The 21,734-nt window shown below is 53.7% G+C and carries 19 protein-coding genes; 10 read left to right on the top strand and 9 right to left on the bottom strand.

All coding sequences use genetic code 11. From position 1 onward, the window contains the following. Positions 1-18: 18 nt before the first annotated feature. The 4 genes from BM030_RS03495 (at position 19) to BM030_RS03480 (ending at position 5,060) form a co-directional block, all read left to right on the top strand. Entirely contained in the window at positions 19-1,482 is a 1,464-nt protein-coding gene (locus BM030_RS03495; RefSeq protein ID WP_090971210.1) for a hypothetical protein, read from the top strand. A gap of 83 nt (positions 1,483-1,565) precedes the next feature. Beyond that, complete coding sequence (locus BM030_RS03490) at positions 1,566-1,958, top strand: hypothetical protein (protein WP_090971208.1); 393 nt, start codon at positions 1,566-1,568, stop codon at positions 1,956-1,958. Positions 1,959-1,974: 16 nt separating this feature from the next. Continuing rightward, a complete protein-coding gene (locus BM030_RS03485) occupies positions 1,975-4,452 on the top strand; it encodes a WG repeat-containing protein (RefSeq protein ID WP_211657523.1) in 2,478 nt (825 codons plus the stop codon). Beyond that, entirely contained in the window at positions 4,365-5,060 is a 696-nt protein-coding gene (locus BM030_RS03480; RefSeq protein ID WP_139215799.1) for a hypothetical protein, read from the top strand. Before BM030_RS03485 ends, BM030_RS03480 begins: the two co-directional genes overlap by 88 nt. A gap of 13 nt (positions 5,061-5,073) precedes the next feature. Here BM030_RS03480 and BM030_RS03475 read toward each other — a convergent pair whose 3' ends face one another. The 3 genes from BM030_RS03475 to BM030_RS03465 form a co-directional block, all read right to left on the bottom strand. Beyond that, the gene (locus BM030_RS03475; RefSeq protein WP_244518677.1) at positions 5,074-5,208 is read right to left on the bottom strand and encodes a Txe/YoeB family addiction module toxin; all 135 of its coding nucleotides are present in this window, start codon (positions 5,206-5,208) and stop codon (positions 5,074-5,076) included. A gap of 115 nt (positions 5,209-5,323) precedes the next feature. Next, complete coding sequence (locus BM030_RS03470) at positions 5,324-5,524, bottom strand: DUF2683 family protein (protein WP_079716436.1); 201 nt, start codon at positions 5,522-5,524, stop codon at positions 5,324-5,326. Positions 5,525-5,612: 88 nt separating this feature from the next. Further along, entirely contained in the window at positions 5,613-6,362 is a 750-nt protein-coding gene (locus tag BM030_RS03465) for a hypothetical protein (RefSeq protein ID WP_079716435.1), read from the bottom strand. A 140-nt stretch (positions 6,363-6,502) separates the two neighbouring features. Between BM030_RS03465 and BM030_RS03460 the strand changes: the two genes are divergently transcribed. The 6 genes from BM030_RS03460 to BM030_RS03430 all read left to right on the top strand — a co-directional run bounded on the left by BM030_RS03460 (position 6,503) and on the right by BM030_RS03430 (position 12,825). Beyond that, on the top strand, positions 6,503-7,342 hold the full coding sequence (locus BM030_RS03460; protein WP_079716434.1) for a hypothetical protein: 840 nt from the start codon (positions 6,503-6,505) through the stop codon (positions 7,340-7,342). Positions 7,343-7,787: 445 nt separating this feature from the next. Beyond that, entirely contained in the window at positions 7,788-8,279 is a 492-nt protein-coding gene (locus tag BM030_RS03450) for a helix-turn-helix transcriptional regulator (protein WP_079716432.1), read from the top strand. 5 nt (positions 8,280-8,284) lie between these two features. After that, the gene (locus BM030_RS03445) at positions 8,285-8,950 is read left to right on the top strand and encodes a nucleotidyl transferase AbiEii/AbiGii toxin family protein (protein ID WP_079716431.1); all 666 of its coding nucleotides are present in this window, start codon (positions 8,285-8,287) and stop codon (positions 8,948-8,950) included. Positions 8,951-9,129: 179 nt separating this feature from the next. Beyond that, the gene (locus BM030_RS03440; protein WP_090971202.1) at positions 9,130-10,389 is read left to right on the top strand and encodes a hypothetical protein; all 1,260 of its coding nucleotides are present in this window, start codon (positions 9,130-9,132) and stop codon (positions 10,387-10,389) included. A gap of 1 nt (position 10,390) precedes the next feature. Beyond that, positions 10,391-11,773, top strand: a complete 1,383-nt coding sequence (locus tag BM030_RS03435) for a hypothetical protein (RefSeq protein ID WP_090971200.1) — start codon at positions 10,391-10,393, stop codon at positions 11,771-11,773. Further along, positions 11,773-12,825, top strand: coding sequence for a hypothetical protein (locus tag BM030_RS03430; protein WP_139215798.1), 1,053 nt, complete (start codon positions 11,773-11,775; stop codon positions 12,823-12,825). The genes BM030_RS03435 and BM030_RS03430 overlap by 1 nt, the downstream gene beginning before the upstream one ends. Before the next feature lie 19 nt (positions 12,826-12,844). Here BM030_RS03430 and BM030_RS03425 read toward each other — a convergent pair whose 3' ends face one another. The 6 genes from BM030_RS03425 to BM030_RS03400 form a co-directional block, all read right to left on the bottom strand. Beyond that, positions 12,845-13,339 carry a hypothetical protein gene (locus BM030_RS03425; RefSeq protein WP_090971196.1) on the bottom strand — a complete coding sequence of 165 codons (495 nt, stop codon included), beginning with the start codon at positions 13,337-13,339 and terminating at the stop codon, positions 12,845-12,847. Continuing rightward, positions 13,332-14,282, bottom strand: a complete 951-nt coding sequence (locus BM030_RS03420; RefSeq protein ID WP_090971194.1) for a hypothetical protein — start codon at positions 14,280-14,282, stop codon at positions 13,332-13,334. Before BM030_RS03420 ends, BM030_RS03425 begins: the two co-directional genes overlap by 8 nt. Before the next feature lie 138 nt (positions 14,283-14,420). Further along, entirely contained in the window at positions 14,421-16,634 is a 2,214-nt protein-coding gene (locus BM030_RS03415) for a sensor histidine kinase (RefSeq protein ID WP_090971192.1), read from the bottom strand. 21 nt (positions 16,635-16,655) lie between these two features. Further along, complete coding sequence (locus BM030_RS03410) at positions 16,656-19,124, bottom strand: hypothetical protein (protein ID WP_090971190.1); 2,469 nt, start codon at positions 19,122-19,124, stop codon at positions 16,656-16,658. Continuing rightward, positions 19,090-20,169 carry a hypothetical protein gene (locus BM030_RS03405; protein WP_211657522.1) on the bottom strand — a complete coding sequence of 360 codons (1,080 nt, stop codon included), beginning with the start codon at positions 20,167-20,169 and terminating at the stop codon, positions 19,090-19,092. Before BM030_RS03405 ends, BM030_RS03410 begins: the two co-directional genes overlap by 35 nt. Position 20,170: 1 nt before the next feature. Beyond that, positions 20,171-21,694, bottom strand: a complete 1,524-nt coding sequence (locus BM030_RS03400) for a WG repeat-containing protein (protein WP_090971188.1) — start codon at positions 21,692-21,694, stop codon at positions 20,171-20,173. Between the last annotated feature and the right edge of the window lie 40 nt (positions 21,695-21,734).

Below are 21,734 nucleotides of genomic sequence, written 5' to 3'. Positions count from 1 at the left end.
AACAGGAAGAATCCACAGATGCATACACAGCGGTCTTACACCTTCTATTTCATAAAAATACGTTACACCTACGCCATCCTCATCACGTTGTTTGCGGGGTTTCTGGTGCTCGTTCCCGTTGCGCTACTCCTGGAGCATTACCGTGTGGACACACAGTACGCTGCCATATGCCTTATTTTCGGAATGACCGTTTGGTTTGGATGCATCGTTTATTTTGCCGTTAAACAGACCCGGGCACGGAATGAAAGAGAGGAAATCACCTTTGTGGAAGGCGGATTTATCTCTAAGATATTCGGTGCGATACGGTACGATGACATCCAGCATTACGAAATCCGGAAAGGCCTCTCCCGTCTGAATTTTGACAAACCAGCCCCTTCGCTGTTGATATTTACCAAAGCCGGGAAAAGGTATCGCTTCGATTTACACGTGAAGGAATATGAGCAGGAGATTGAGGGCTACATGGCTTTTCTTGATACGTTTGTCAGTCATATCGATGCCTGGCAACGGCACGGGAGGGTCCCGGATGCGGGGGTTGGTCCGGAGATTGGCAACCCAAAGACGGGCAGTACGCTGACTGCCGGCGATACAGGCATTCCACAGGCTGTTCCTGTTCCGGCGCCTGTTCCACGTAAAAAGGCAGCCCCCGCCGCCCATGCCGAAGCGAGGGAAGCGCTGGAAGCAGCACGGAAACGGCAAAACCGGGCCAGGAACATCGTCATTCCGGTATCGCTGGTCTTTTCGGTGTTTCTTTTTATCAGAACCTGCATGCCCGATATCGTGCAGAAACTAAAAACAGACCCTTTGGCGAACCTGCACCAAAATACCGCTAAGCAATACCGCAAACAGCAAAATGCACTTCAGCGTACCATCGCGGGTGAGGGAGCGGTGTATCTGTTTAGCAACGACCCCTCGGCCGACCTGAAACCCGTATTGATACCGAACGATGGCGTACGCGTGCCGACCGGAATTCCGGTGCTGGACGTGGCTGAAGACAGCCGCATCATGCGGGATTTTATCCGCAACAAAGATTCGCTTGGCTACCGCATCTACCTCTGGCGCGATTCCCTGCAGTTTCCCCAGATCCAGTATCACCCCCGTGCAGCCGCACGCGAATCCAGGAAACTCTATTTTTTCCTGTATGACGAACGGGCAGAGCTGTCGTCGTTTTTCAGAATCAGGATGACCGGGGAGAAGCCGCGTGCGCCGTTCACGCTGATGTGGATGCTGGAGTACGAACATCCGGAAGAACTTCCCGAAAAAATGGCCGGTAGTTTTGGATATACCAATTTGACGGATTTGAGCTGGTTCTTGGAAAGCTTTCCGAGTGTTCGATTTTATCTGGCGTCGTCGCAATTTCATGGGCTTACGCGGGCAGATTTTGCTAAAGCGGCCGAAATCGTCCGAACGACTTTGCGGGAAAAAGGCGTGGACACCCAAGGATTCATCGACCGCGAATTTGAAACGGGTTTGACCAAGCGATAGAAGGTGAAAAGCCCGGTTTTCAGGGATTGCAGCACATGGCGTTGGCCGTTAGTTTTGTGTATATAAATTATAATATAAGGAGTATGAGTAACGACCATAATGGAAATCGGCAAGATACGGATGAGGAGTACGCTGCTAAAATGCAGGAGGCTTTCAAGAAAGACCGGTTTGGCGGTTGGCCAGTCATCATTTCCTTGGGGGGACTGCTGGCTGTTGCGCTCAGGCTGGTCTTTGCTGATATCGATGATTACATCAGCGTTGGAAACGCCAGTATCTATCTGTGGGAGTTGGGATTGATCTTTTTTGTCGGCACCATCAGCTTTATGCCCGTCACCATAACAGACGCGAAACGGATAGCCGCGGGCTTGCCTCATCTCACCGCTGGGGCGTATTGGAAAATGGTGGCTGTTTATTTTGCCATTTCCATCGCGTTGACGCTCTTGGCCGGATTGTTGGTTTACCTGTTTTTCCTTTAGTCCGATGTTACAGGTGATGCTGAAAAACAATTTTAGATCCGCTATTGTAGGGTATGGCGTCTTGGCGGCGACACTGGGCGGCGCAACGATGCCGGCCAATGCCCAAGAGGGGGCATCGGCGCGGGCGGAGCGCTTCAACGGCCATGGCTTTGCGCAGATAACCGCTGGCGACCGTACGTTTTACATCGACCGCGCCGGCAAGCGGCTGTTTGACCGTTACATCCAAGATATCGGCAGTGCCGATACCGCCGCTCAACCACTCGGCGTCGTAACCAAGGATGGCCGATATGGGGTACTGGCCCGATCGGGCGGTTGGGTGTTACCCCCGGAATATCAGCAGATCGATACCCGGTTCGGCGCGTTCTGGAAGGTGATGAAAGACGGCAAGCACTCCTTGTACAGTAGGGAAGAGGGAATGCTGCTGCCTTTTTTTGATGACGTGGGTTACCTCGATGGCCGGTATTTCGATGTCAAAGCCGGAACAAAGTGGGGTGTTTATGATCGGGAGGCCGCGCAGCTGGCCATTCCGGCGAAGTACGATGGTTTTGACTATTGCGGGGGATGCGGCCGGAAGTCGGATTATGTGTATGCGCAGCGGGATGAAAAATGGGGCATCATGGGTTTCGACGGCCAAGTACGGGTGCCCTTTGCATACGAGCACGAGCATTGGGGCATGCGGAGTGACGAATGGGTGCGCTCGTTTTCGAAAAACGGCCGCCCGGTAGTGGTGCATATCCCGACGGGCAGGGAGTTTTCTGCTGACGGCCGGGATCCCCTTGAAATACTCGCCGGCGGCGAGTTGGTTGTCCAGGTAAACGGCCGATACGGATTGATTGATCACGATGCCAATGAAATACTGCCTGCCGAATACGAGCGCATCACCGTGCCCAATGCCAATGATTTCCGCGGGTATCATGGTCCCTATGCCATTGTGGAGAAGGGTGGGCGCAAAGGTGTCTACCAACGGGGTAAAGGCGTGCTGATTCCGCCGCAATGGGACGACGTGAATGTATACGATGATTACTTTGCCCTTGCGAAAGACGGTCGCTGGGGACTCTATGATACGACGGGCCGTGAACTGCTGGCGCCATCGTATACCGCAGTAACCCACGTGAACGATTATTTCTATTCGTCGGGCAGCAAGGGAATTACCATCTTCAAGACCCGGCAAAAGGCGCTGTACGGCCTGTACTTTGCGGAAACCGGCCAAGTGGTTTCCCCGAAATTTCACGAAATCGACCTGGCTTCGCTTACGTACGACGGCCCCGATGCTGTGGTGGTCGGCGAGCATCAGGGCGAGCAGGCCGTATACGATTTCACGGGCAGGGAGCTGCTACCGCTCGGCTATGCATCGTGGTCGCTATGGGACACTTCGTCCTTGCGGTATTTTGTCGTGACCAAGGCCGGTAAGCAGGGCCTGTACGATGCGGAGTTGCAGCGGGAGATTATCCCGCCTGCATTCGATCAGTTGCGTAAACTGCCCGGCTCGGGACCGATTGTGCTGACGGTAAACGGCGATTACGGCGACTATCGATATGGTATACGCAGGATGGACGGGCAGGAGGCTGTGCCTGCCGAATACACGGTGTACGATAGCGTCGGCGGGACGTTTGCCTTGTTATCCGGCGCCCGGAACGGTGGCCCAGCCATCCTCATCGATGGCCGGCGCGGAGTGGTAACCAAACTCCCTGCCCGGTATGCCCAATCGGTCAGGTACCCCGGTTTGGTGTTGATTTCGGACGACTCCGTGCGCGCACAGCTGTACAGCCCGGTGCTCGGGAAGTCGGTACCAAACAGCAAATTTGCCTTTGCTTACGCGTATGACGACAGGACGGAAGATGCCCTGCTGGAGCGGTTTTCGCCGTTCGGCCTTGGCTGGGTGCGGGTTGATGGCCGATATGGTCTCCTGGATACGGCAGGCAATTGGGTGACGGAACCGGTGTACGATCGGGTACTGGACTTCAACGCGCACGGCATCGCCGTCGGCGCCAGGTATTTTCCGGCGTCCGACTGGCGCTCCCAAGTGGGATATGTAGCCTATCAGTTCCTCGGCCGCGACGGCCGACCGCTTTCCAGCGAAGTGTATACCGCTCCGAATGAGTTTTTGATGGCGATGGATTATTTTACCGGGCGGCACCTGGTCATCCGGAGGGTGGAGGAAAATACAGGTGAACTACGGGCCGGTATCGCCGACAGTACCGGGCAGGTGCTGGTCCCTCCGAAATATGACGGCGTGGAGGTGTTCAACAACGGGGCATATTTTTTGCTTTCGGTTGGTTACAAATTCGGCATTGCCGATCGCAGCGGACAAATTATCCTTCCGGTGGAATTCGACAACCTATTGCTGAACCGATACGAAAAGGGAACGGAAATTACCTTTCCTATGTTGTGTTATAAAAACGGAGAATGGCAATATTACACAGACAAGGGCGAGGTGTTGCAGGTGGAGGGCGTACCCTCGGGAACGTTTACCGTAAATACTGGCTTGTGGTGATACACCTGCAATTAAAAGCAAGGAGCGCTTTATGTGCCGTTGCCTTGATGGTACCTGCGTCGTTTTCTTCTTGTAATTCCCCCGTCAAACCGGATCATTTTGAGGCGACCGTCATGAAGGTTATCCACGCGTTTCATGACCGGGATGGCGCTACGCTCAACGGGTTGATATCGGAGGAAACCGGACTCGCGATGATTTACCGGATCGGTGTTTTTGATGAGTATGTGCTCGTCGATTCGATTGATTTTGAGCAACCGGTGCCGGAATATTTGGGTTATCCGGATATGGTTGCCGTACCCGATTCGGTTCACTACGCGGAACTTCCTGTTTATGACTGCGGCGAGATGGTATGGGATAAAACCGGACTTTTTGCCGATACCACACGGAGCGACGATAAGCTCGCTCAAACGGCGCTGAATCTTGTCAAGTATCGCGGGGACTCCATTCCGGAGACTGAACTGGCACGTTTCCGCGACCTTGCGCAGCAGAGCCGACGGATTGTACTCACAGGCCAGGAAGATGAGGAGTTAATTTTTAACCTTACGCTGATCGCCGATAAATGGTATTTAACATTGATTGACCGCGTCACTACCGATTGCAGTGCTTGAGGAGGGTAAAAGGCTACCTGTAATGCCCTCGTAGGGAATGTACGCGAATCCGGCCTTCGAATACTTCATAAACGATCCGATGTTCATCTGAAATGCGGCGAGACCATTTGCCCGACAGCTCATATTTGAGGGGTTCTGGCTTGCCTATACCTTGGAAGGGTGTTTCTTGGATTGACTGGATTAAACGGCTGATTTTTTCTGAACGGAAAGGTTGCCTGATTTCTTCCTAAAAGCAATGTCGACCAAAGCCTGCTCGGAATAATCTACTTCCACAAGTCCTCGGTTTTTATGGTTTTAAACTGGCCTGCTTTGTATTCTTGATCACTTTTTTGGATTTTCTTCACAAATTCCGAGTTGTATGGTTTCTCGGTGGTCTTTTCAAACGTAATATTCGATGCTTTAAGCACTGCTTTTATCGCATTCGCTTGCGCTTTGTTTTCCGTGTGGACAATAAATGTTTCCATAGCACTCGAGTTTTGATACATACAAAGTTAGTGATTTATCTGTTTAGAATGAAATCCGCTCCCTAGGCAGCTTTCATTGGCGATTCGCTTACAAGTAATTGTCTTCAATCAGGCACACGCCATCTTGTTGCTTGCTAAACGAAATGATCGTTACTTGGCCGGACTCCATATATCCTTCTAATGCCACGGCTTCACCCTCGCGCTTGAGCAACACGCTGTTCGCTCCCGAGAAAAGACCATAGTAGCGGAAGAAATGCAACCCCATCATCATGGCCTCGGCTTTACTGGTGAGCGGGAGGTACAGCTGCTTTTGGACATGACCGCATTGCTCACAGGGCCCGAAATCTGTATAGGTGTATATGATGCCGTTCGCAAAATGCAGGGTGTTTCTTGCACAGAAGTCTTCGGTTTGGCCCTCGGATTCCTCGAACGTTACCATTGACAGGCTTTTAAGATATTCCTCCCAGATCAAGCCGGACGCATGCGAGGTATCCGGCGGTGGAATGGGGGCCAAGTACGTGTCCAAGATGAAACCCGGCCGGCCGCCGTGCTTTACCCGTAGCCAATGGGATGCATGCTGGTACAGTTTCAGGTATTCGTCTGAAATCCACTTATCTTCATCGTGTTGGTAGCGGGTCACGTAGACGGTCTCACCATCCCATAACTCCTCGACGAGGATAAATTCCCCATAACCGGCGCGATTGATCGAATCGGCGGTTAGCGAAGGGGCTGCATAGATGATGAGCCCATCGGGATGCCAGCTGTATTTATCGGGTATGGAGTCCGTCAGCTGCGGTGTGTAAATGGCAGCCGTTGACAATAGGATAATGGATATCATCGTGCAGTCATTATTGCATAGTTTGGTATTTTATTGTGACTGCAAAGTTTACCTTTTTGCGTGGGGGAATAAATCCCTGAATTCAGGGGTTTTGGGCCGGATCTTTTTTGCATTATTTTACTTGTCTAACGCGCATTGCTATGAATACCGAAATAACTGTGGTATACGGATACGGGATGTTTGAAAACCGTAAAGTACCGAACATGAACGCGCTGCTGACCTATTTAGTTGTGTTATCGGCTTCTGTTGTTACGTTGGCGCAATCCACAGTAGAAGTCCCGGGCGCGGAATACAGGTGTCTTGATGGGCGGCAACTTTATGTTAACCGGGAGGGGAGGGAGTATATCGTGGATTTGCCTTTTGAGCAGGGTATGGGCGACGGCGGATGGGTGGATGGTGATATGATCGGCCTGAAGCTTTCAGCGGATGGGGAGACCTTGGTGATAAGTTCCCGCTACGAGGTGGTGCTGTACCACCCCGATTCCGGTCAGGTGAGCCGTGTCATCGTGCCGGGCACACAAGTGGAATACCGGGAGGATGCCGTAAGCGGGACGTTGGGTGGATTGCACCATGATGGTATTTTTTTAACAGGTAATGCCGTAGGATACGGCTTGTTTTGTATGGATGTAACGGACTGGAAACGTCCTGTAGAGCTGCTGCGCGTCAGCTGCGGGCGGGAAAATATAGGCCAGCCGTATCTCTTCCTGAAAGAAAATGGCCAGGGCGGGTGGGATGGTTTCGTGGCAGCAAGTGACACAGCTTCCTTGTCGCCCCACCTCCATGGGCATTACACCCGCACGTTTCCGTTGCGTACCGTGTTTAGCCGGATGCAAGTGGACACAACTGCGGTCTGGGATCCGCTCGAGAAGCCGATACAAACGCTTGAACTCCGGGGTCCTCCGGCTTCACAAATTAGTAAACAAAACGTATCAAAACCCCTTGCATGCGCGTCAAAGGGAATTCTGAAGAGCAGCGTTTAGAACTTCCGACATTATCTGCAGTCAAAATAAGTTGGAAAAATATTTCCTAAGTTTATTTTGTAAATTGCAATAAAGATTCCACCTCAACTTTATACCAACTTGTTACCAAGTTGGGCATCAAAATGATGAACAGCTACGCTACTTTATCTCAGTATCAAAAGAGTAGATAAAGCGTACATAAAGTATAAAAATGAGAAGAATCTGTATTTATCCAAAGGATATAGCACGTATCACCGGCAAGAGCTACCGGCAGAGCTTACGTATTTACAATACGATAAAAAAAATACGTGGCAAACAATCACACCAATTGCTTAGTACGGAGGAAGTCTGTGAATATTTAGGTTTAGATAAAGAGCAGAAAAAACGGTGATTTGAATCCCACCAGTAAAAATATCTAGCTCTATAAATTTATATTTATATAAACAAAAATGTTTATATTTGTTCTGTGATTAAGCAGTTCGAAAAATATAAAGGCATACATCCGGGGATTGTTCTCGAACGCGAATTGAAAAAGCGTGCGATTAAGCAACGACCGTTTGCATTGTCTTTAGACGAACATCCACAGACGTTTAACGCAATAACCAAAGGCAAACGTGGGCTTAGTACAGCCTTGGCGTTAAAAATCGAACGGGAACTAGGTTTGGAAGAGGGTACGTTGGTAGTTCTACAGGCTTATTACGATATCCAAAAGGTCAAAGAAAAAGAAATTCAATCCACGCCAAATCTGTCCGTTCTCCGTACATCCCTTTTTTGGGATACGGATATCAACAAAATAGATTGGCAGAAGCAATACCGTGCGGTCATCCAACGCGTCTTTGAACGTGGCAATGAAGACGAAAAAGGAGAGATAACGCGTTTTTATGGCATTGAAAAAGTAAAGCAGGCGTTAGAAGCGTCCAAAGCCAGAACTCCATACACCATCTATAAGCCAAATTAATAGGGATGAGCAGTTTATTTTATGGTACCGTTACGGACCTCTTGAAGGATTCGTTGATCGCTTTAATGAAGCCCTCCTCCTCCGCATTGACGCAATTTCGATTGGTTGGTGGCACTGCACTAAGTCTCCAGATCGGTCATCGTATATCGGTCGATATCGACTTATTCACTGATGCGCCATACGGCAGTATTGACTTTAAAGAGATTGATGATTTTATAGAAAATACATTTCCCTTCCACGTTCATTCTTCGGGAATTAACCCAGCAATGGGAAAGTCCTACAGTATCGGTACTGATAACGATAATACCGTCAAGTTAGATGTGTTTTATACCGATTCATTCATACAGCCTGCCTCGGTAGTAGACGGCATTCGATTGGCCACGATAGAGGAGATTATTGCAATGAAGGTCGATGTCGTTCAACGTGTCGGCCGAAAGAAAGATTTTTGGGACCTGCATGAGCTGTTGACTAATCACGATGTCCAGGCTATGATAGCATTACATCAACATCGCTATCCTTACACGCATGACAAAGACCTCATTTTAAAAAACTTTACAGATTTTACCTTAGCGGACGACGAATTTGATCCCATATGTCTACGAGGCAAATACTGGGAGTTTATCAAAGAGGACATTGTTGAAGCTGTCGAGAAATACAACAATACACTGTAAAGTGATGCTTATAAACGATATACTATCAGTGAGTTACGGAGAGAGTTCTACACCCTCCGGGAAACGTGCGGAAAATTAACCTCAGTCTTATCGTCCTTTAAACGTACCCATCGCTGCCTGACAGAAAATCCCTGAAAACGGGGGTTTTATCCGAACGGTATTTTGTGTTGTTTTGGGCGATGAATACACCAAAAGTATTTTTAATCGCCTTTTTACTGTGGGCGGGCAGCGCCGCCGCCTGCCAGAAGCCGCTATCTGCCGAAGCGGAAGAACAGCAATTGAGCGCGGAACTGGACCGTTGGATGGCCCCTTACCGCGATGAAAAGAAAGCGGAATTTGTAGACTGGATGGCGGCGGGGGAAGATAATCCGGAGGCCGCTTTAGCGCACCCGGTAACCCGGCATATGCAGGTATTTATTGAAAAAAACAAGGATCGCTATCTCCGCCTGCGCCTTGCGGGATTGGAGGCACTGCCGCCTGCGCCGGAGGCCTTTCCCGGCTATGAAGTGCTGGATTTGCAGGTGCTGGACAAATACTTTCAGCAAGATAGCGTTTCGGTGCGGGAAATAATTGACCTGACGAGCGTGCTGACTGCGGCGCGGACATTCGGCCCGGGAGGAACCCTATCTTCCGTAAACCTGATCCACATCGCGGTGTCGGACTACCTGACGCAGGAAAAGGGGATGCGCTGGCAGGATTACGTTCAACTTTATGGGTTGGGGTGGTTGTGTTTTGCCGATCGCATAAAGGACACGCAATGGAGCGTAGTGATAGTTAACCGGGCTTTTGTCATGAAATACAGCTGGGACTATGCCACGAACGGTATCGAACTGCTGCAGGTACTGGTCTATACCGGCGGAAAGCAGCAACCGGGGTGGCTGGCCGGACGGTTACCGAAGGCGTCTACCCCCCAGCAGGAACTATTGAACAAAATCGACGAGTTTAAATGGATGTTGTATGACGACTTCTACCCGGATTTTGACGACCGTGAAATCGAGGAAAGACAGCAGCAATTTCTGGCAGAAAACCGCGGGGCGTATACCGCCCTGCGCAATGCGGTACTCGGTCGCTATCCACCAATCCAACGGGAACGTTGGGCAGAATTTATGCAAGAAGACCTGGGGTTGACGGAAAAAATGCAATCCAACCTCGGGTTATTTGACTCGTTTGGGGACCAAATACTGCCTGAATCGATTTCCATCAATGAATTGAAATATTCGCAGGTTTTGACGACGGCAGCGTACGTGATGACTTCCGATAATCTGGGCTATGATTGGGCGGCGGACTGGTTGCTTGGGAAGGAGGTGTATGCCCGGCGGCTGGATGGAAACCTATGGGAAGTCCAGCTTTTCACGGGCGATGTTGCGTGCGGTTATCAATGGAATACCGCTACCGATGAACTCCATGAGCTAACCGTCAGGCGGAAAGAAAAGCAATAAAATGATGTTTCGTATACCCATCCTATTCGGTGCTGTGTGGGTCGTCTGCATCGTTGGTGCGCGGGCACAGGACCGGCATGCCATCGCCGTCAGCGGCCAGCAGCGTGCTTTGGTGGAGTTCCGGGGCGACACGATGGAAGTGATGATTCAATCGGAGAACCAAACCGATACTCAGGCGGTCGTGCTCGGCGAAATGGTCGCAACGGCTCAGGTGGAGGCAGCGGACTATAATGGTGATGGTTATGCCGATTTTTCGGTGCAATTCCGGGGCGATGGGTATCATACGCCGCACCGCTGGCGCATCTTTCTATTCCAGCCTTCGGCGGGCCGTTTCAGGGAAGTGCTGCTGCCCGAGGGCAATGGGCATGTGGGCCGGCCAACGGGCTTTTTGAACCCATATTTCCTGGAGGAGGAGGGAATCCTGTTTGTCCAGGCAGACTACACACGAGTCCTGCAGGACCAGCGGGAAATGTACCGGCGGCAAGGCTGGAAGCTCACGCCGCAGGGCGAAATCTACCTGGCTGAGTCGCTCCGCCCCGTCGGACAGGATGCTCCCTGGACAGCACTCGTGCCGCTCACTGCGGTGCATACCGTCTTCAACCGGGCAGGGGATACGGTGCACAGTGGGGCGGTATACCTGTTTTCGCCGACAGACGACATGGAGCCGGTCATCTTGCCGGTGGAACAGGAGCGGCTGTACCTGCACGATGCCCCACAACCGGAACGCCGGTCGGCGATGTACCTGGTCAAGGGCGATCATTACGAAGTGCTGGACTATGTGGAAAAAGGCTGGCTGAAAATCCGGTATGTGAACCCGGCACGCGGCAACATCGACAAATACATCACCGTGATGGAGGCGAGCAGCAACCGGCTGGACTTTTACCGGGAGGTGTTTGCCGCAAACGATGGACTCGAATTGACCGTTGGCGATCTGGGCGTGGCTGGCGATGCGGATAGCGTTTATGCCGCACTGCTGTATATGGGCGCAAAGAATTCGGGCACTCATCTCGAAACGTTCGAAGCCGAAGGCGTGTACCTCCTCTACCGGCCAAAAGCGGGCGACGAAACGTATCGGGTGTGGCAGGTATCGAGCCATAAGCAGTCGTACCCTATCCCCGGCGCAGGGGAAGTGGCGATGTGGGCGGATAATTTCGTCGTTTGGAAAGATGGTGCTTATGTCTTGGACGGAGCAGCGGATGGAGGCATGGTCTTACCGTCGGATATCAACCCCGGCGACTATGAATACCGGATCGCCATGGTGAATCGTCGGCATGACCTGGCACTGGTTTCCAATGCGGCGATGCTGCGCCTACCGCTGCCCAAAGTCGTGTGGGATATACAACAAGAACAATATAGGGTGCAACCGTTATCCGATAATCATTAATGATGCCGCACAACAAAAACGCTTCCGCCGACTTACCGATATCGATCCGCCGGACACTTGAGGAGCGGCGCGGGTATCACCACCGGTTTTATGCTACGTTTGTGGCTGTAACGGCTGTGTTCTTTTTGGTTTTTATTGCCATCGTTTTGAGTTTACGGAATGGCGGCTTACGGGATGAAGAAGTCGGGTTACAGGTTCTTCTCGTATTGCTTTACATGGTGTTTTTCGGAATCCCGGCGTATTTTGTTTTTTATCATCGCAAACGCCGCCGGGTGTTGGATGACTGCCTCAACAACCAGGGGTTTTCGCTGATCAGTGGCAGGCTGGATGGCATCCAGCGCCTCAAAGGGAAGCGGGTGCGCTATGTAATCGATGGCCGTCCGATTGAGGGTATTCTGGCATTTATGGGATTCAAAGCGTTCCAGAACACGCGGATCGTGGAGGTGATCTCCTGGAGCCGGCTGCCGATTGAGCTGTACCTGTTGCCCGGCGGATTGATTGCAGGTGCGGTTTATCCCGGTTCGGATGTGACCGAGCCCATCCGCAGGCCGGTAAGCACCGAAGATTGGCAGGTAATCGGGGGTAGCCTTTCCGGTATGTTGAAATTATATGCTGGCATCTGTCTGTTCGTTTCCCTGTTGCTAGTAGGGATTTGCTGGTTTATCGAATGGCAGGTCGGCGGGGGGTGGGAATACCTCGGGGAGATGCTCGTCGTATTCAATGGCGCTGTGTTGCTGCTTATGTTAGGACATGCACTCGTAAGCTGGCCGGAAATCCGGGCGTGGCTGAACAAACACAATCCGGATACGTACGTCGAGATTTATCGCGCTACCGCAACAGAATGGTACTTGACGGTGACCCGGTACCGCGGAAACAATGCGGTAACATCGGTGTTCGATGGTTGGGTTCGGTTATGCGGCGGACTGCACCACATTCAGCATGACATCGCTGCGGCCGACCGGGGGCTGCTGGATCCGTTGCAAACGCCTGTGCATGTGGAGTACCTGGTATACAAAGGAAGATTGACGTTTTTGCGGAGTAGCTTGGAGTAGACGGGCTTCAACCGGGCTGCTATAAGCCAATCCCGAAGTCGTGGAAAGCCGCCAGGTTAATTTCCAATGACACCCTGTGGTTACCCAGGTTTGGAAAGCCATTTTCTTTTCCAAACTGATTATAGCCGTAATACAACCGCATAATAGAAGCTAAACTTATCCCTACTTTTGGGGTAAACATCCACGTGTGTTTGGAAAAATCGGTAGGCAGAGACACATCAATACCTCCGCCAAATAGGATCATGTCGCCAAGGCCGAAATCGAAGCTGAGTTTTGGCGCCAGCGTAAAGGGGTTGGTCACATAGGATTCAACACCCAGAGAGATGTCATAAAAGGTCATCGGAGAAGAATCAGTAAATTGATTGAACGAAATCAGCCCGACATCAACCCCCAGTTTTTTCTGCATGGACAAACCGAAACGATTTGGGAACATAAATCCCGAATTCTCCTGAGCTGCAACGGGAGCAAGCAGGACAAATACCGCGAGTAACGTAGTAAAGAAGTTCTTATTCATCGTCGTCCATCCGATAAGCGGCCATGATGCGGGTCAGCTCCGGCGCAAGCAGCAGGTGATACATTTCGGGAGTTGTTTCTTCCAGTAATTTCATAACACTGACGGTAAAAAGCGTATCCTGATCGAGTATGGGGGTAAATGGCCTAAAGTTAAAATCGACCGATGTCCACCGGATTTGCATGGTGTTGGAATCGATAGTGAGCCGCTGGTTGCCGCGCAGCCGCTGCCATAGGCTGTCGGCAATGGGGTCGCCGGTACCGATGGAGTAGTCTGCCGAAGAAGGCGGCAGCTGTTGCATAATAGCTTCCATCGATTCGCGGATCGGGTTTTCCTCCCCCGATGCTGAAGGCGCAAACCCGAGCCTATACTGGAGCGAAGGGATCGGCTGCCGCAGCTGGTACGTGAGGTAGGTCGTGACATACGATTGCGACATGCCGGCGTAACCCGGTACTTCACGGTGGGTATACGTCCAGTGCGCGCTGCCAAGGTCGGGAAGCAATGCAAACGTCGTGTCAGGTGTAAGTGCAAGCAGTCTCAGCAGGCTGGTGTCCGTTTCATTGACGGATAATTGCTGATTTCTCAGTGTCCGTGGGATAGGTGACGGATGCCGGGTTAGTGTGTCCAACAATCGGATAAAGTTTTGGCGGTGACGGTCGGACAGCTTCGGCCAGATTTCGGCAGTGACGGCCGTATCACTCACCACCATGGAAACGTCAAACGACCGCGATGGACCTCCAGCGGGTTGGGTAAGGCTGGCCAGTGCCTTCCACTCGTCTAGCAAGTGCGCGGTGTCGATCGCAGATGCGGTGGGTTTCAATTCAACGGAAATACGTGTTGCTGGTTGGGCGCTCCTGCTGCCGCCTTCTAATGCGCAAGCTTGGGCAACGAGTGCTATCAGTGATGCCAATAACAGGTTATAAATGGATGTTTTAATGATATTCATGATGGATACGCATAGTGTTTATTTAACGATGGACACGCCTGTGCTGGCGCGTTCACCGGAACAAATATCACCAATATTGCATAGGCAATAAATCCCTGAAAAAAGGGAATTTAAGCGAAGTCACTCAGGTGCTTTCGTTCACGACCCGCTCGCCTGGATAATCTTGGCCGGTTGTGCCAAGGGAAATTCAATCTCCACTGTGGTACCCATGCCTGGCTCGCTGATGAGGTTAAGGTGCCCCTTCAGGTAATCCAGCCGCGATTGCACATTGTGTATGCCGGCCGACTTCCGCCCATCCAGCGTGGCGACGTCGAACCCCTTGCCGTCATCTTCTACGGTCAGGTATAGGGTGCCGTCAGCCTGTGCCAGCTGAATCAGGATGTGCTTGGCCTCGGCATGCTTCATGGCGTTGTTTACCAGCTCCTGGATGATGCGGTAAACGACCACCTGGCGATTGGTGTCGAGGCTGTCGGTGTAGCTGACAATCTCGGCGGCAACCTCCAGGTCGCCGTGAGACATCCGGTTACAGTATTCGCGGATGGCCTCCGTGAGTCCATATTTCAAAAGCAGCTCGGGCATGAGGTTGTGCGCCACACGGCGGAGCTCATTGACCGCCGCATCGAGCTGGTTCAGTGAGCGGGTGACTTTTTCCCGGGCGGCCGCGTCGTTCACGCGGGAAAATACGGCGGAAAGCTCAATCTTAGTCCCCGAAAGCAGTCCGCCAAGGCCATCATGTAGGTCGCGCGCCAACCGCGAACGCTCCTGCTCCTGTCCGCTGAGCATGGCGGTAAGGTTGGATATTTCGTGTTGTTGCTGGACCTGTTCCATTTCCAGCCGATGAAGATGCCTTTGCTGGGTCAACGTCTTTGAGCGCTGCCGGTAAGCGTAGAACAGCAGCGCCATCATGAACAATGCAACAGCAAAGAGGATAATGTAGGTCTGGCTGATGCGCGACTTGAGCGCCACTTCGCGTTGCACGGCTGCGAGCTCCTGCTCCTTCTGCTGATTTTGGAGGTTAGCAAACGCCAGTTGCTGGCGCTGGTTTTCTTCGTTGAGTTTCATCACTTCAATCGCTTGCCGCTGTTCGGCAGCACGAGCATCCATCAGCTTGAGTTGCTGTTCCTTTTGCGCGGACTCCAGGCGCAGTTGCCCCAGTGCCTGTTGTTGCTTGGCGCGCTCGTATTGGGCTTCAAGCCGTGCAGACAATTCCAACTTCTCTGCATCGAATCGATCCTCGGCGGCGGCTACGTACTGCTTGTAATAATGCAGCGCTTCGGTATGCTCCTGCTGCTCCTCCGACAGCTCGGCAAGGTTCCGGAAAATAAGGGGAAGCGTTTCGGTATTCATGGCCGTCTCCTGCGAAGCGGCAGCCAGAGCGGCCAGCAGGTAGGTTTTTGCGTTTTCAGGCTGATGGCTGCTCCGTGCCAAGGCAGACAGGATACCATAGCCAGCGGCCTTGAATTGGGTATGCCCATACTGGTCGGCGATTGCAATCGCCTTGCGCGCATACTTTTCTGCCTGCCGCCGGTCAGCCGTATCGGCGTTGTTGAGGTGCAGGTTTGCCAGGTTAATGGCTACATGCGCCAAATCGGTGGGCGAGGTTCCCATCGTTGACGGGTTATCCTCGAAGAGGGCTATCGCGCTCCGGTAATAGCGCACTGCACTGTCGGCAAACGATGGGTTTCCGGTTTCTGAGGTAAGCGTCTCATACAGGTGCCCCATGCGCATGTGTGCATCGAACAGGGCCGATGGTTCTTTCCATTTTACGGCCAGGCCCAGATTCAGGTAGGCATACTTCGTTTGAAGGTCGGTAGCCCGCCAATTGGCGTATATGGCATACAGTTCGCTGTAGATCGAACGCTGGTAGGTGTGGGCGCCGGTGTTTTCGAGCAGGCGGAGGCCCTCCACAAAGGTGGTTACGGCATCCACCTCGCGGCCGGCGCGCGCCAGCAACCATCCCCGGCAATAGTGCACGTAGCCCTTAATTTTGCGGTCGGCCGTGCGGGCCGCGAAAACCGATGCGCTGTCGATGTACCGGGCAGCCTGTGCCGAATCGCCCAGTATGAACGTGTTGAGTGCCCGTAGTCCGTATAGGTACGCGGCATATTTGCCGTCTTGCCTTTTCCGCGCCAAGCGGATGTTTTCTTCCAGAACGGCTATCGCTTCGTCCCGGCGTTCGTTGAAAAACAATGCGCGGACATAGGGACCGGCCTTCAGGAATTTCTCGCCGTTTTCGTAGCTGGCCTGCTGATAGGCCTTGGCCACGGCATCCAATGCGTCCTGTGCACGGCAAACCAACACGGCCAGGCAGCATACCAACGAACAGGTGAATGATAAGACGATGCTTCTCATGCGTTCCGTTATCGGCCTGCACTACGGCCTGTTTATGAAATCAGCGAGGTAGGTACATTCCCGTACGGCCGCCTGGAAAAACGCCGTATTTCCGTAGTGGGTTTCCAGTTCCCCGAAATACCTGTTCCGTTGGCTGAACAGCCAGAACGGGTCGGGCCTATTGCCGTATGAGAAGCCACCGTCGTAATACGCTTTCAGGCTGGGGTAACTGTACCGCTTTTGTTCGCATTTAGCCAGCATGAACGTGCATTTTGCGCGGAATTCGGGGTCTTTGCTCAGCTCGCGCGCCTTCTCGTACCATGCTGCCGCCTGGCGGGCATCGTGGTAATCGCCGGCATAGTAGTAATTTCCCCGGATGTAATTGTGCGTACTGGTCCAGTGGTAGCTGATCAATTGCCATGCGTTGCCGAAAGCGCCGGTCTGGTACACGCCATTGGCCAGCTGGAAGTAATAGGAGGCCGCATTGCCGGGGTCTTCGGCAATGCGCCGCTGCAGGTCGGCCATGGCCTTCGCGAATCCGGCTTTGGTGAGCGGTGTGCCGCCGAAACGTTTGGGGTAGTCGTTGATGGCAGTGATAAACGGGTCAGGGTACAGCGGCTGTTCCTCCCCGCCATACCAGTCTACCGGCGATTCGCGCTGGAATTGTGGAGAGAGCTTTGCAAACGCGCGGGATGCTGCGCCATACGCATGCGTGCGCAGGTAGGCGGTGCCCAGCAGGTCCCAGTAGTCGTCGCCGATGAGATCGCCCAGCAGGCTGCCGAAGAGGGGCGCCCATGGCGAATCCATGCCTTCGGTAGCCCAGCGCCCCAGTTGTTCCAGTGCGGTGGGGGGCAGTTGCTCCTGCCAGAACGTCGCAGCGCTCCACGATATCCGCGAAAGCAGGGACTTGCCGGCGCTTCCCGCGTGTCCCAGGGAAGGGATATCCGCCTTCAGCATGGCCATTGCGGCGAGGGCGGTATCGCCGGACGCCATGAAGTGCGGCGCAAGCAGCGATTGGTAAAAATTGGTAGCCGTGCGGGTAAAGCGCAGGTCTTTCTGCGCCCAGAATGCATAGCCCGGTTCGTCGCCCGCACGTTCCATGGCTTCCCGTAGTTCTTCACTGCGTTTGGTATCCAGCCAATTTAAGGTCTCGGTTAACCGCGCTACATCGGCCGGCTGCGACGTCTCCAGTGCCCGTGCACGTACCAGCAGGTCGACGGTGCGGTATTGGTCGGCCAGTCGGGGCGAAAGTGTCCCGGGAGCCAGTCCGCCCAGCAGGGCCGCAGCTTCGGTATCCTCGTGCAGCAGCCAATGGAGGTAGGCTTCTGCGACGGTGCCGAGCGCCGGTTCGGGATAAGCGGCATCGGCCGACAGCTGCCGGCAAAAGCCGATGATTGCCCGTGCATGTGCCTGCGCGGCTGATGCCGGGGTGCTGCCGTCGTAGAACCCCCACCCGCCCCATCGGCCCTGGTAGTAGGGCGACTGCTCCGTGAGGCGCGATTCCAGCTTATTCACTTCGCGGACAAGGAGTGTGGCGACCAGTGGGCTGCCCGGCGCCAGCCGGTACACCGTTTTCAGGGTTGCGGTATCGAGGTCTGCATTTCGGAAGCCCAGTGCCGCGTGAATGGTTGCCCGTTCGTTATCGGACTGTGCATGGGCCAGTATTTCTTCAACGGGCACATCGATGTAGTGGATGTTTTTATAGGCCTGTACGCGCCTTTCGGGGTTACTGGAAAATACGTTTGCGAATAAGTAGGCCGCTTCCGCGGGCTCCCCGACGCGCCGCAGCGCACCTGCTTTCAGCATCAGCGCCCAGCCTTTCAGGGCCGTCGTGGCAGGCACCTCATCAATCCACCGGTCGTAAATGCGGACGCAGTTTGCATAATCGCCGGCATAATGGTACATGCGTGCCGCCTGGTAGGCGTAGCGTATGCGAAGAAACGGGGCTTTCCGGTGCTGCCTTGCCAATGCCTCCGCCTGTGCGGCCAATACGTTCATGCTAGCGGTATCACGCGGTTCGGGATTCCAGTAATGGTCATAACCCGCATGCGCAGCCAGTGCATGGGGTTCCGCGGTCTTGGCAAACAGGTAAAGCGCGCGGGCATTTTTGTTGCGCGCCAGCGCCTGGAGGTAGGTGTTTTCCGAAAGGCTGTCGGGCAGCGGGGCGGCCTGCGTTTCCAGAAAAGCGCGTATAGCGGAGTCCGTGGCGGCATCGGTGCGGTACATCGCGGCGTGCACATCAGCAGGCCGTACGGCCTCACCTAAGTATTCAGCCCACTCCGCGCTGTTGATGCGGGACTCGCTCCCGGGTTCCTCCTCATCGTAGAGAAAGCGGAGGTCGGTAAACGAAAAGGGCGCATACCCATCGCCGGCCACGTTGTTGTGAAAGTACGACACGTAATAGTCGTACGGGTCGGGTTCGGGACCGCAGGCGATATTGAGTGCGATTTCGCCGAAGAAAGCGCCGGCAAACGCACTAAAAGCAATCGATAATTTCCTGAAGCGATGCATGGGTGAATAGCTGTTGTGGTGAAGGTACATGTGATGATGCCGGTGGCGTTTCAGCTGGAAAGCCAGCCAGCAAGTTTTTATCCAGGTGGTAGTAGAGCAGGGTGAAGTCTGCCGCAGGCAGCTCGTCGGCGAGGAAACGGGCGGCACGGCGTACGTCCGCATAGCCGACATGCTCACGGCGGATGACATCTCCTTTCCGAAGGCCGGCTTCAGGAAGCGGTTCCCTAAGCCGGAAGAGCGACGTGTCGTCCAGCGGGTTGAACAAGGCGGTGTCCGAAAGCAGGGCGGGGTCCAGGCGCTTACTGATGCCGGCATATTGTCCGTCACGGAACACCACTGACCAGCTAAATAGCGGAAGCGCCACATCCATCGGCAGCGGATAGGCGCGAAGGTACCCCTTCAGGTATACGTGCATTTCGTTGATGTCCAGAATGGAATTTTGCGGCCCGAACCTGCGCAAGTTGCCCATGTTGTAGCACATCAGCAGCACTTTGTCTACCGGCGGCGTGCCGCTGCTGTGCGGATTGCGCACCTGGTGCAGGCGCAACGTGGCCGAGAGCAGCGTGCCCGCCGGCATCCGCTGCCGTATCCGGTCAAGGAGGTGGAAGTAAGCCTCCCGGGTACTGGCGGTCCAGTCGCAATCGATTTGCAACTCATCAAATTCCGATTTACCTGCCTGCTTGATTTTGCCCAGCACGAAGGCGCTTATCCGCTCAGCCAGGCCGTCAAGCTCGGCTTCCGTACGGTCTTTGAGCACCTGGTTGGCGATGAACACCACCGGAACCAGCTGGAGGGAATCGGGCAGCGTATCCTTGAACACGATGGGAGAGACCGGAATCGGTTCGCCGTTCGGTCCTTGGTTGTCCACATCCATGATCCGCACGAAAAGCCGCTTTGCGCCTAACCCACTCAGGTAGGTTTGTTCCGTATCATCGGCTTGGTACACGGTCTTCCAGTAATAAAAGGCCGGCTCGACCTTCCGCCCGTGCTGCGTGCAGGCATACGAAAGGGTAATGAATGCCATTAAACCAAACCACCATCTCATTTCAGTTGCTTTTCTCCCGGAATTCCTGTTGCGTCTGCCAATTTACATAAAACCGGGTATAACCGAGCTTTTCATCGTAATAAGATACCGTGCCATCGGCCGACATGTCGTGGTATTTCGGCGGAATGACGACGCGCCCCGACGGTAAATGGTACAAGCCGTAGAGGCTGTCTTTGCCGGGCTTAAAAGTCCAATAGCCCTGGCGCAGATTCAGGCAGCGGATGTAATGGTGCTCAGGTTTCCAGCGCCAGTTCCCCGCCCCGGCATCCCAAACGCCCATGCGTTCCGTACTGTCGCGTTTGATGGTCACCTCATATAGCTCGTCTGCTATGTTGCGGTAAGCGACAATTCGCCAACCGGTTTCCACGGCCTCATCGCGGATGATGTGCCCCGCGGGAGGCCAGCGTATATCTCCCGAAGGGATTACCACGGTGAATTTATTGTCAAGCGGCGGGTCCATGTGCCAGTGGCCCGCCGTATCGACCATGGTGTGTTCGAACCAGGATGCCTGCCGATTGAACCACCGCAGCATGAAGCGGTCTGTGCCGGGCATCCCGCTGATCAGTCGAGCCGTACGGAGTACGGTGTCGGCGGCGACGCCATGAACGGCTGCTGCGTCTATCCTTGCGGGAAATGCTTTGCTGAAATCGGGAAAGATATACTGGTGTCCTTCGTCGTCTGCAAGCACCATGGCACGGCACGCATCATCGTATCGATTGCTGCTTACGGCAATGGAAAGTGGCAAGCCGTTGATAGCGGTGTGCAGGCTGTCGGCCTGTCTATACCGCGTGCCGGAAGCCGGTTTCCCCTCGCGGTCAATCAACCGGAAGCCGTTTCCCCGCTGCTGCAGGAGCAGTCCGCCATCTACCTCGTCAAAAATATGCCGCGCCAAGCGCTTTACCTTCCGGTCGGTGAGCTTAAAAAGCCTGTTCCCTTGCAGGAAGTGTAGCTTGTCCAGCGGCCTGATAGCAAACTGCTGGCCATAACTGCTTGCCGCTGGTACGCGTTGTGAATAAATGGTCTGATTCGTTTCCAGTACGGTGATTTTCACGTGAGCGCGTTTAACCTCGGTATCAAACAACCGGCTATCCGATGAGCCACCGGTAATGGAAAACCCCGGCAGGAAACGCCACTCCCAAAACCGGAGCCGATTGGTATAGGTCCGTTCCGTCCGGGCGAGCGTACGGTTACCCGCCACTCGCAAGTAAATGTTTCTGTACCGGAAGGGGATAACCAGCTCGCCGGACTTATCAATTACGCCATAACGCAGTTGCTCATCTTCCACTACGGCGAAACCGGTGGAGGTAAACGTTCCGGCGGAGCGGAACGAAGGGGGAATGACGACGTTCATCTGTTCGTCGGCATAGCCATACCGGCCATCGGCTGCCAGGTAAAGATAATGTTTCATTGTATCAGTGCGTTGTCCACTGGGCGGTTGCACAGGGGGCGCCATACAGGCGCTGGCCGACGTGCTCAATACGGCAGCCAGCGCCAGGGCAATCGGATGTGCACAGCCATTTCGCATGACGCAAAGTTAGTGCGGCCCGGCAGGGAAAAAAATAGTG

Source organism: Parapedobacter composti, from assembly GCF_900112315.1.
In the GTDB taxonomy this organism is placed as follows: domain Bacteria; phylum Bacteroidota; class Bacteroidia; order Sphingobacteriales; family Sphingobacteriaceae; genus Parapedobacter; species Parapedobacter composti.
Note: the sequence above shows the minus strand (reverse complement) of the source record. Positions and strands in the feature narration are given on the sequence as shown.

Bases quoted from the DNA above. Each gene is read 5' to 3' on its own strand.
- BM030_RS03495 (WP_090971210.1), top strand. From the start codon at position 19: ATGCATACACAGCGGTCTTACACCTTCTATTTCATAAAAATACGTTAC.
- BM030_RS03490 (WP_090971208.1), top strand. From the start codon at position 1,566: ATGAGTAACGACCATAATGGAAATCGGCAAGATACGGATGAGGAGTAC.
- BM030_RS03485 (WP_211657523.1), top strand. From the start codon at position 1,975: ATGCTGAAAAACAATTTTAGATCCGCTATTGTAGGGTATGGCGTCTTG.
- BM030_RS03480 (WP_139215799.1), top strand. From the start codon at position 4,365: ATGGCAATATTACACAGACAAGGGCGAGGTGTTGCAGGTGGAGGGCGT.
- BM030_RS03470 (WP_079716436.1), bottom strand. From the start codon at position 5,524: ATGGAAACATTTATTGTCCACACGGAAAACAAAGCGCAAGCGAATGCG.
- BM030_RS03465 (WP_079716435.1), bottom strand. From the start codon at position 6,362: ATGATATCCATTATCCTATTGTCAACGGCTGCCATTTACACACCGCAG.
- BM030_RS03460 (WP_079716434.1), top strand. From the start codon at position 6,503: ATGAATACCGAAATAACTGTGGTATACGGATACGGGATGTTTGAAAAC.
- BM030_RS03445 (WP_079716431.1), top strand. From the start codon at position 8,285: ATGAGCAGTTTATTTTATGGTACCGTTACGGACCTCTTGAAGGATTCG.
- BM030_RS03440 (WP_090971202.1), top strand. From the start codon at position 9,130: ATGAATACACCAAAAGTATTTTTAATCGCCTTTTTACTGTGGGCGGGC.
- BM030_RS03435 (WP_090971200.1), top strand. From the start codon at position 10,391: ATGATGTTTCGTATACCCATCCTATTCGGTGCTGTGTGGGTCGTCTGC.
- BM030_RS03430 (WP_139215798.1), top strand. From the start codon at position 11,773: ATGATGCCGCACAACAAAAACGCTTCCGCCGACTTACCGATATCGATC.
- BM030_RS03425 (WP_090971196.1), bottom strand. From the start codon at position 13,339: ATGAATAAGAACTTCTTTACTACGTTACTCGCGGTATTTGTCCTGCTT.
- BM030_RS03420 (WP_090971194.1), bottom strand. From the start codon at position 14,282: ATGAATATCATTAAAACATCCATTTATAACCTGTTATTGGCATCACTG.
- BM030_RS03415 (WP_090971192.1), bottom strand. From the start codon at position 16,634: ATGAGAAGCATCGTCTTATCATTCACCTGTTCGTTGGTATGCTGCCTG.
- BM030_RS03410 (WP_090971190.1), bottom strand. From the start codon at position 19,124: ATGCATCGCTTCAGGAAATTATCGATTGCTTTTAGTGCGTTTGCCGGC.
- BM030_RS03405 (WP_211657522.1), bottom strand. From the start codon at position 20,169: ATGAGATGGTGGTTTGGTTTAATGGCATTCATTACCCTTTCGTATGCC.
- BM030_RS03400 (WP_090971188.1), bottom strand. From the start codon at position 21,694: ATGCGAAATGGCTGTGCACATCCGATTGCCCTGGCGCTGGCTGCCGTA.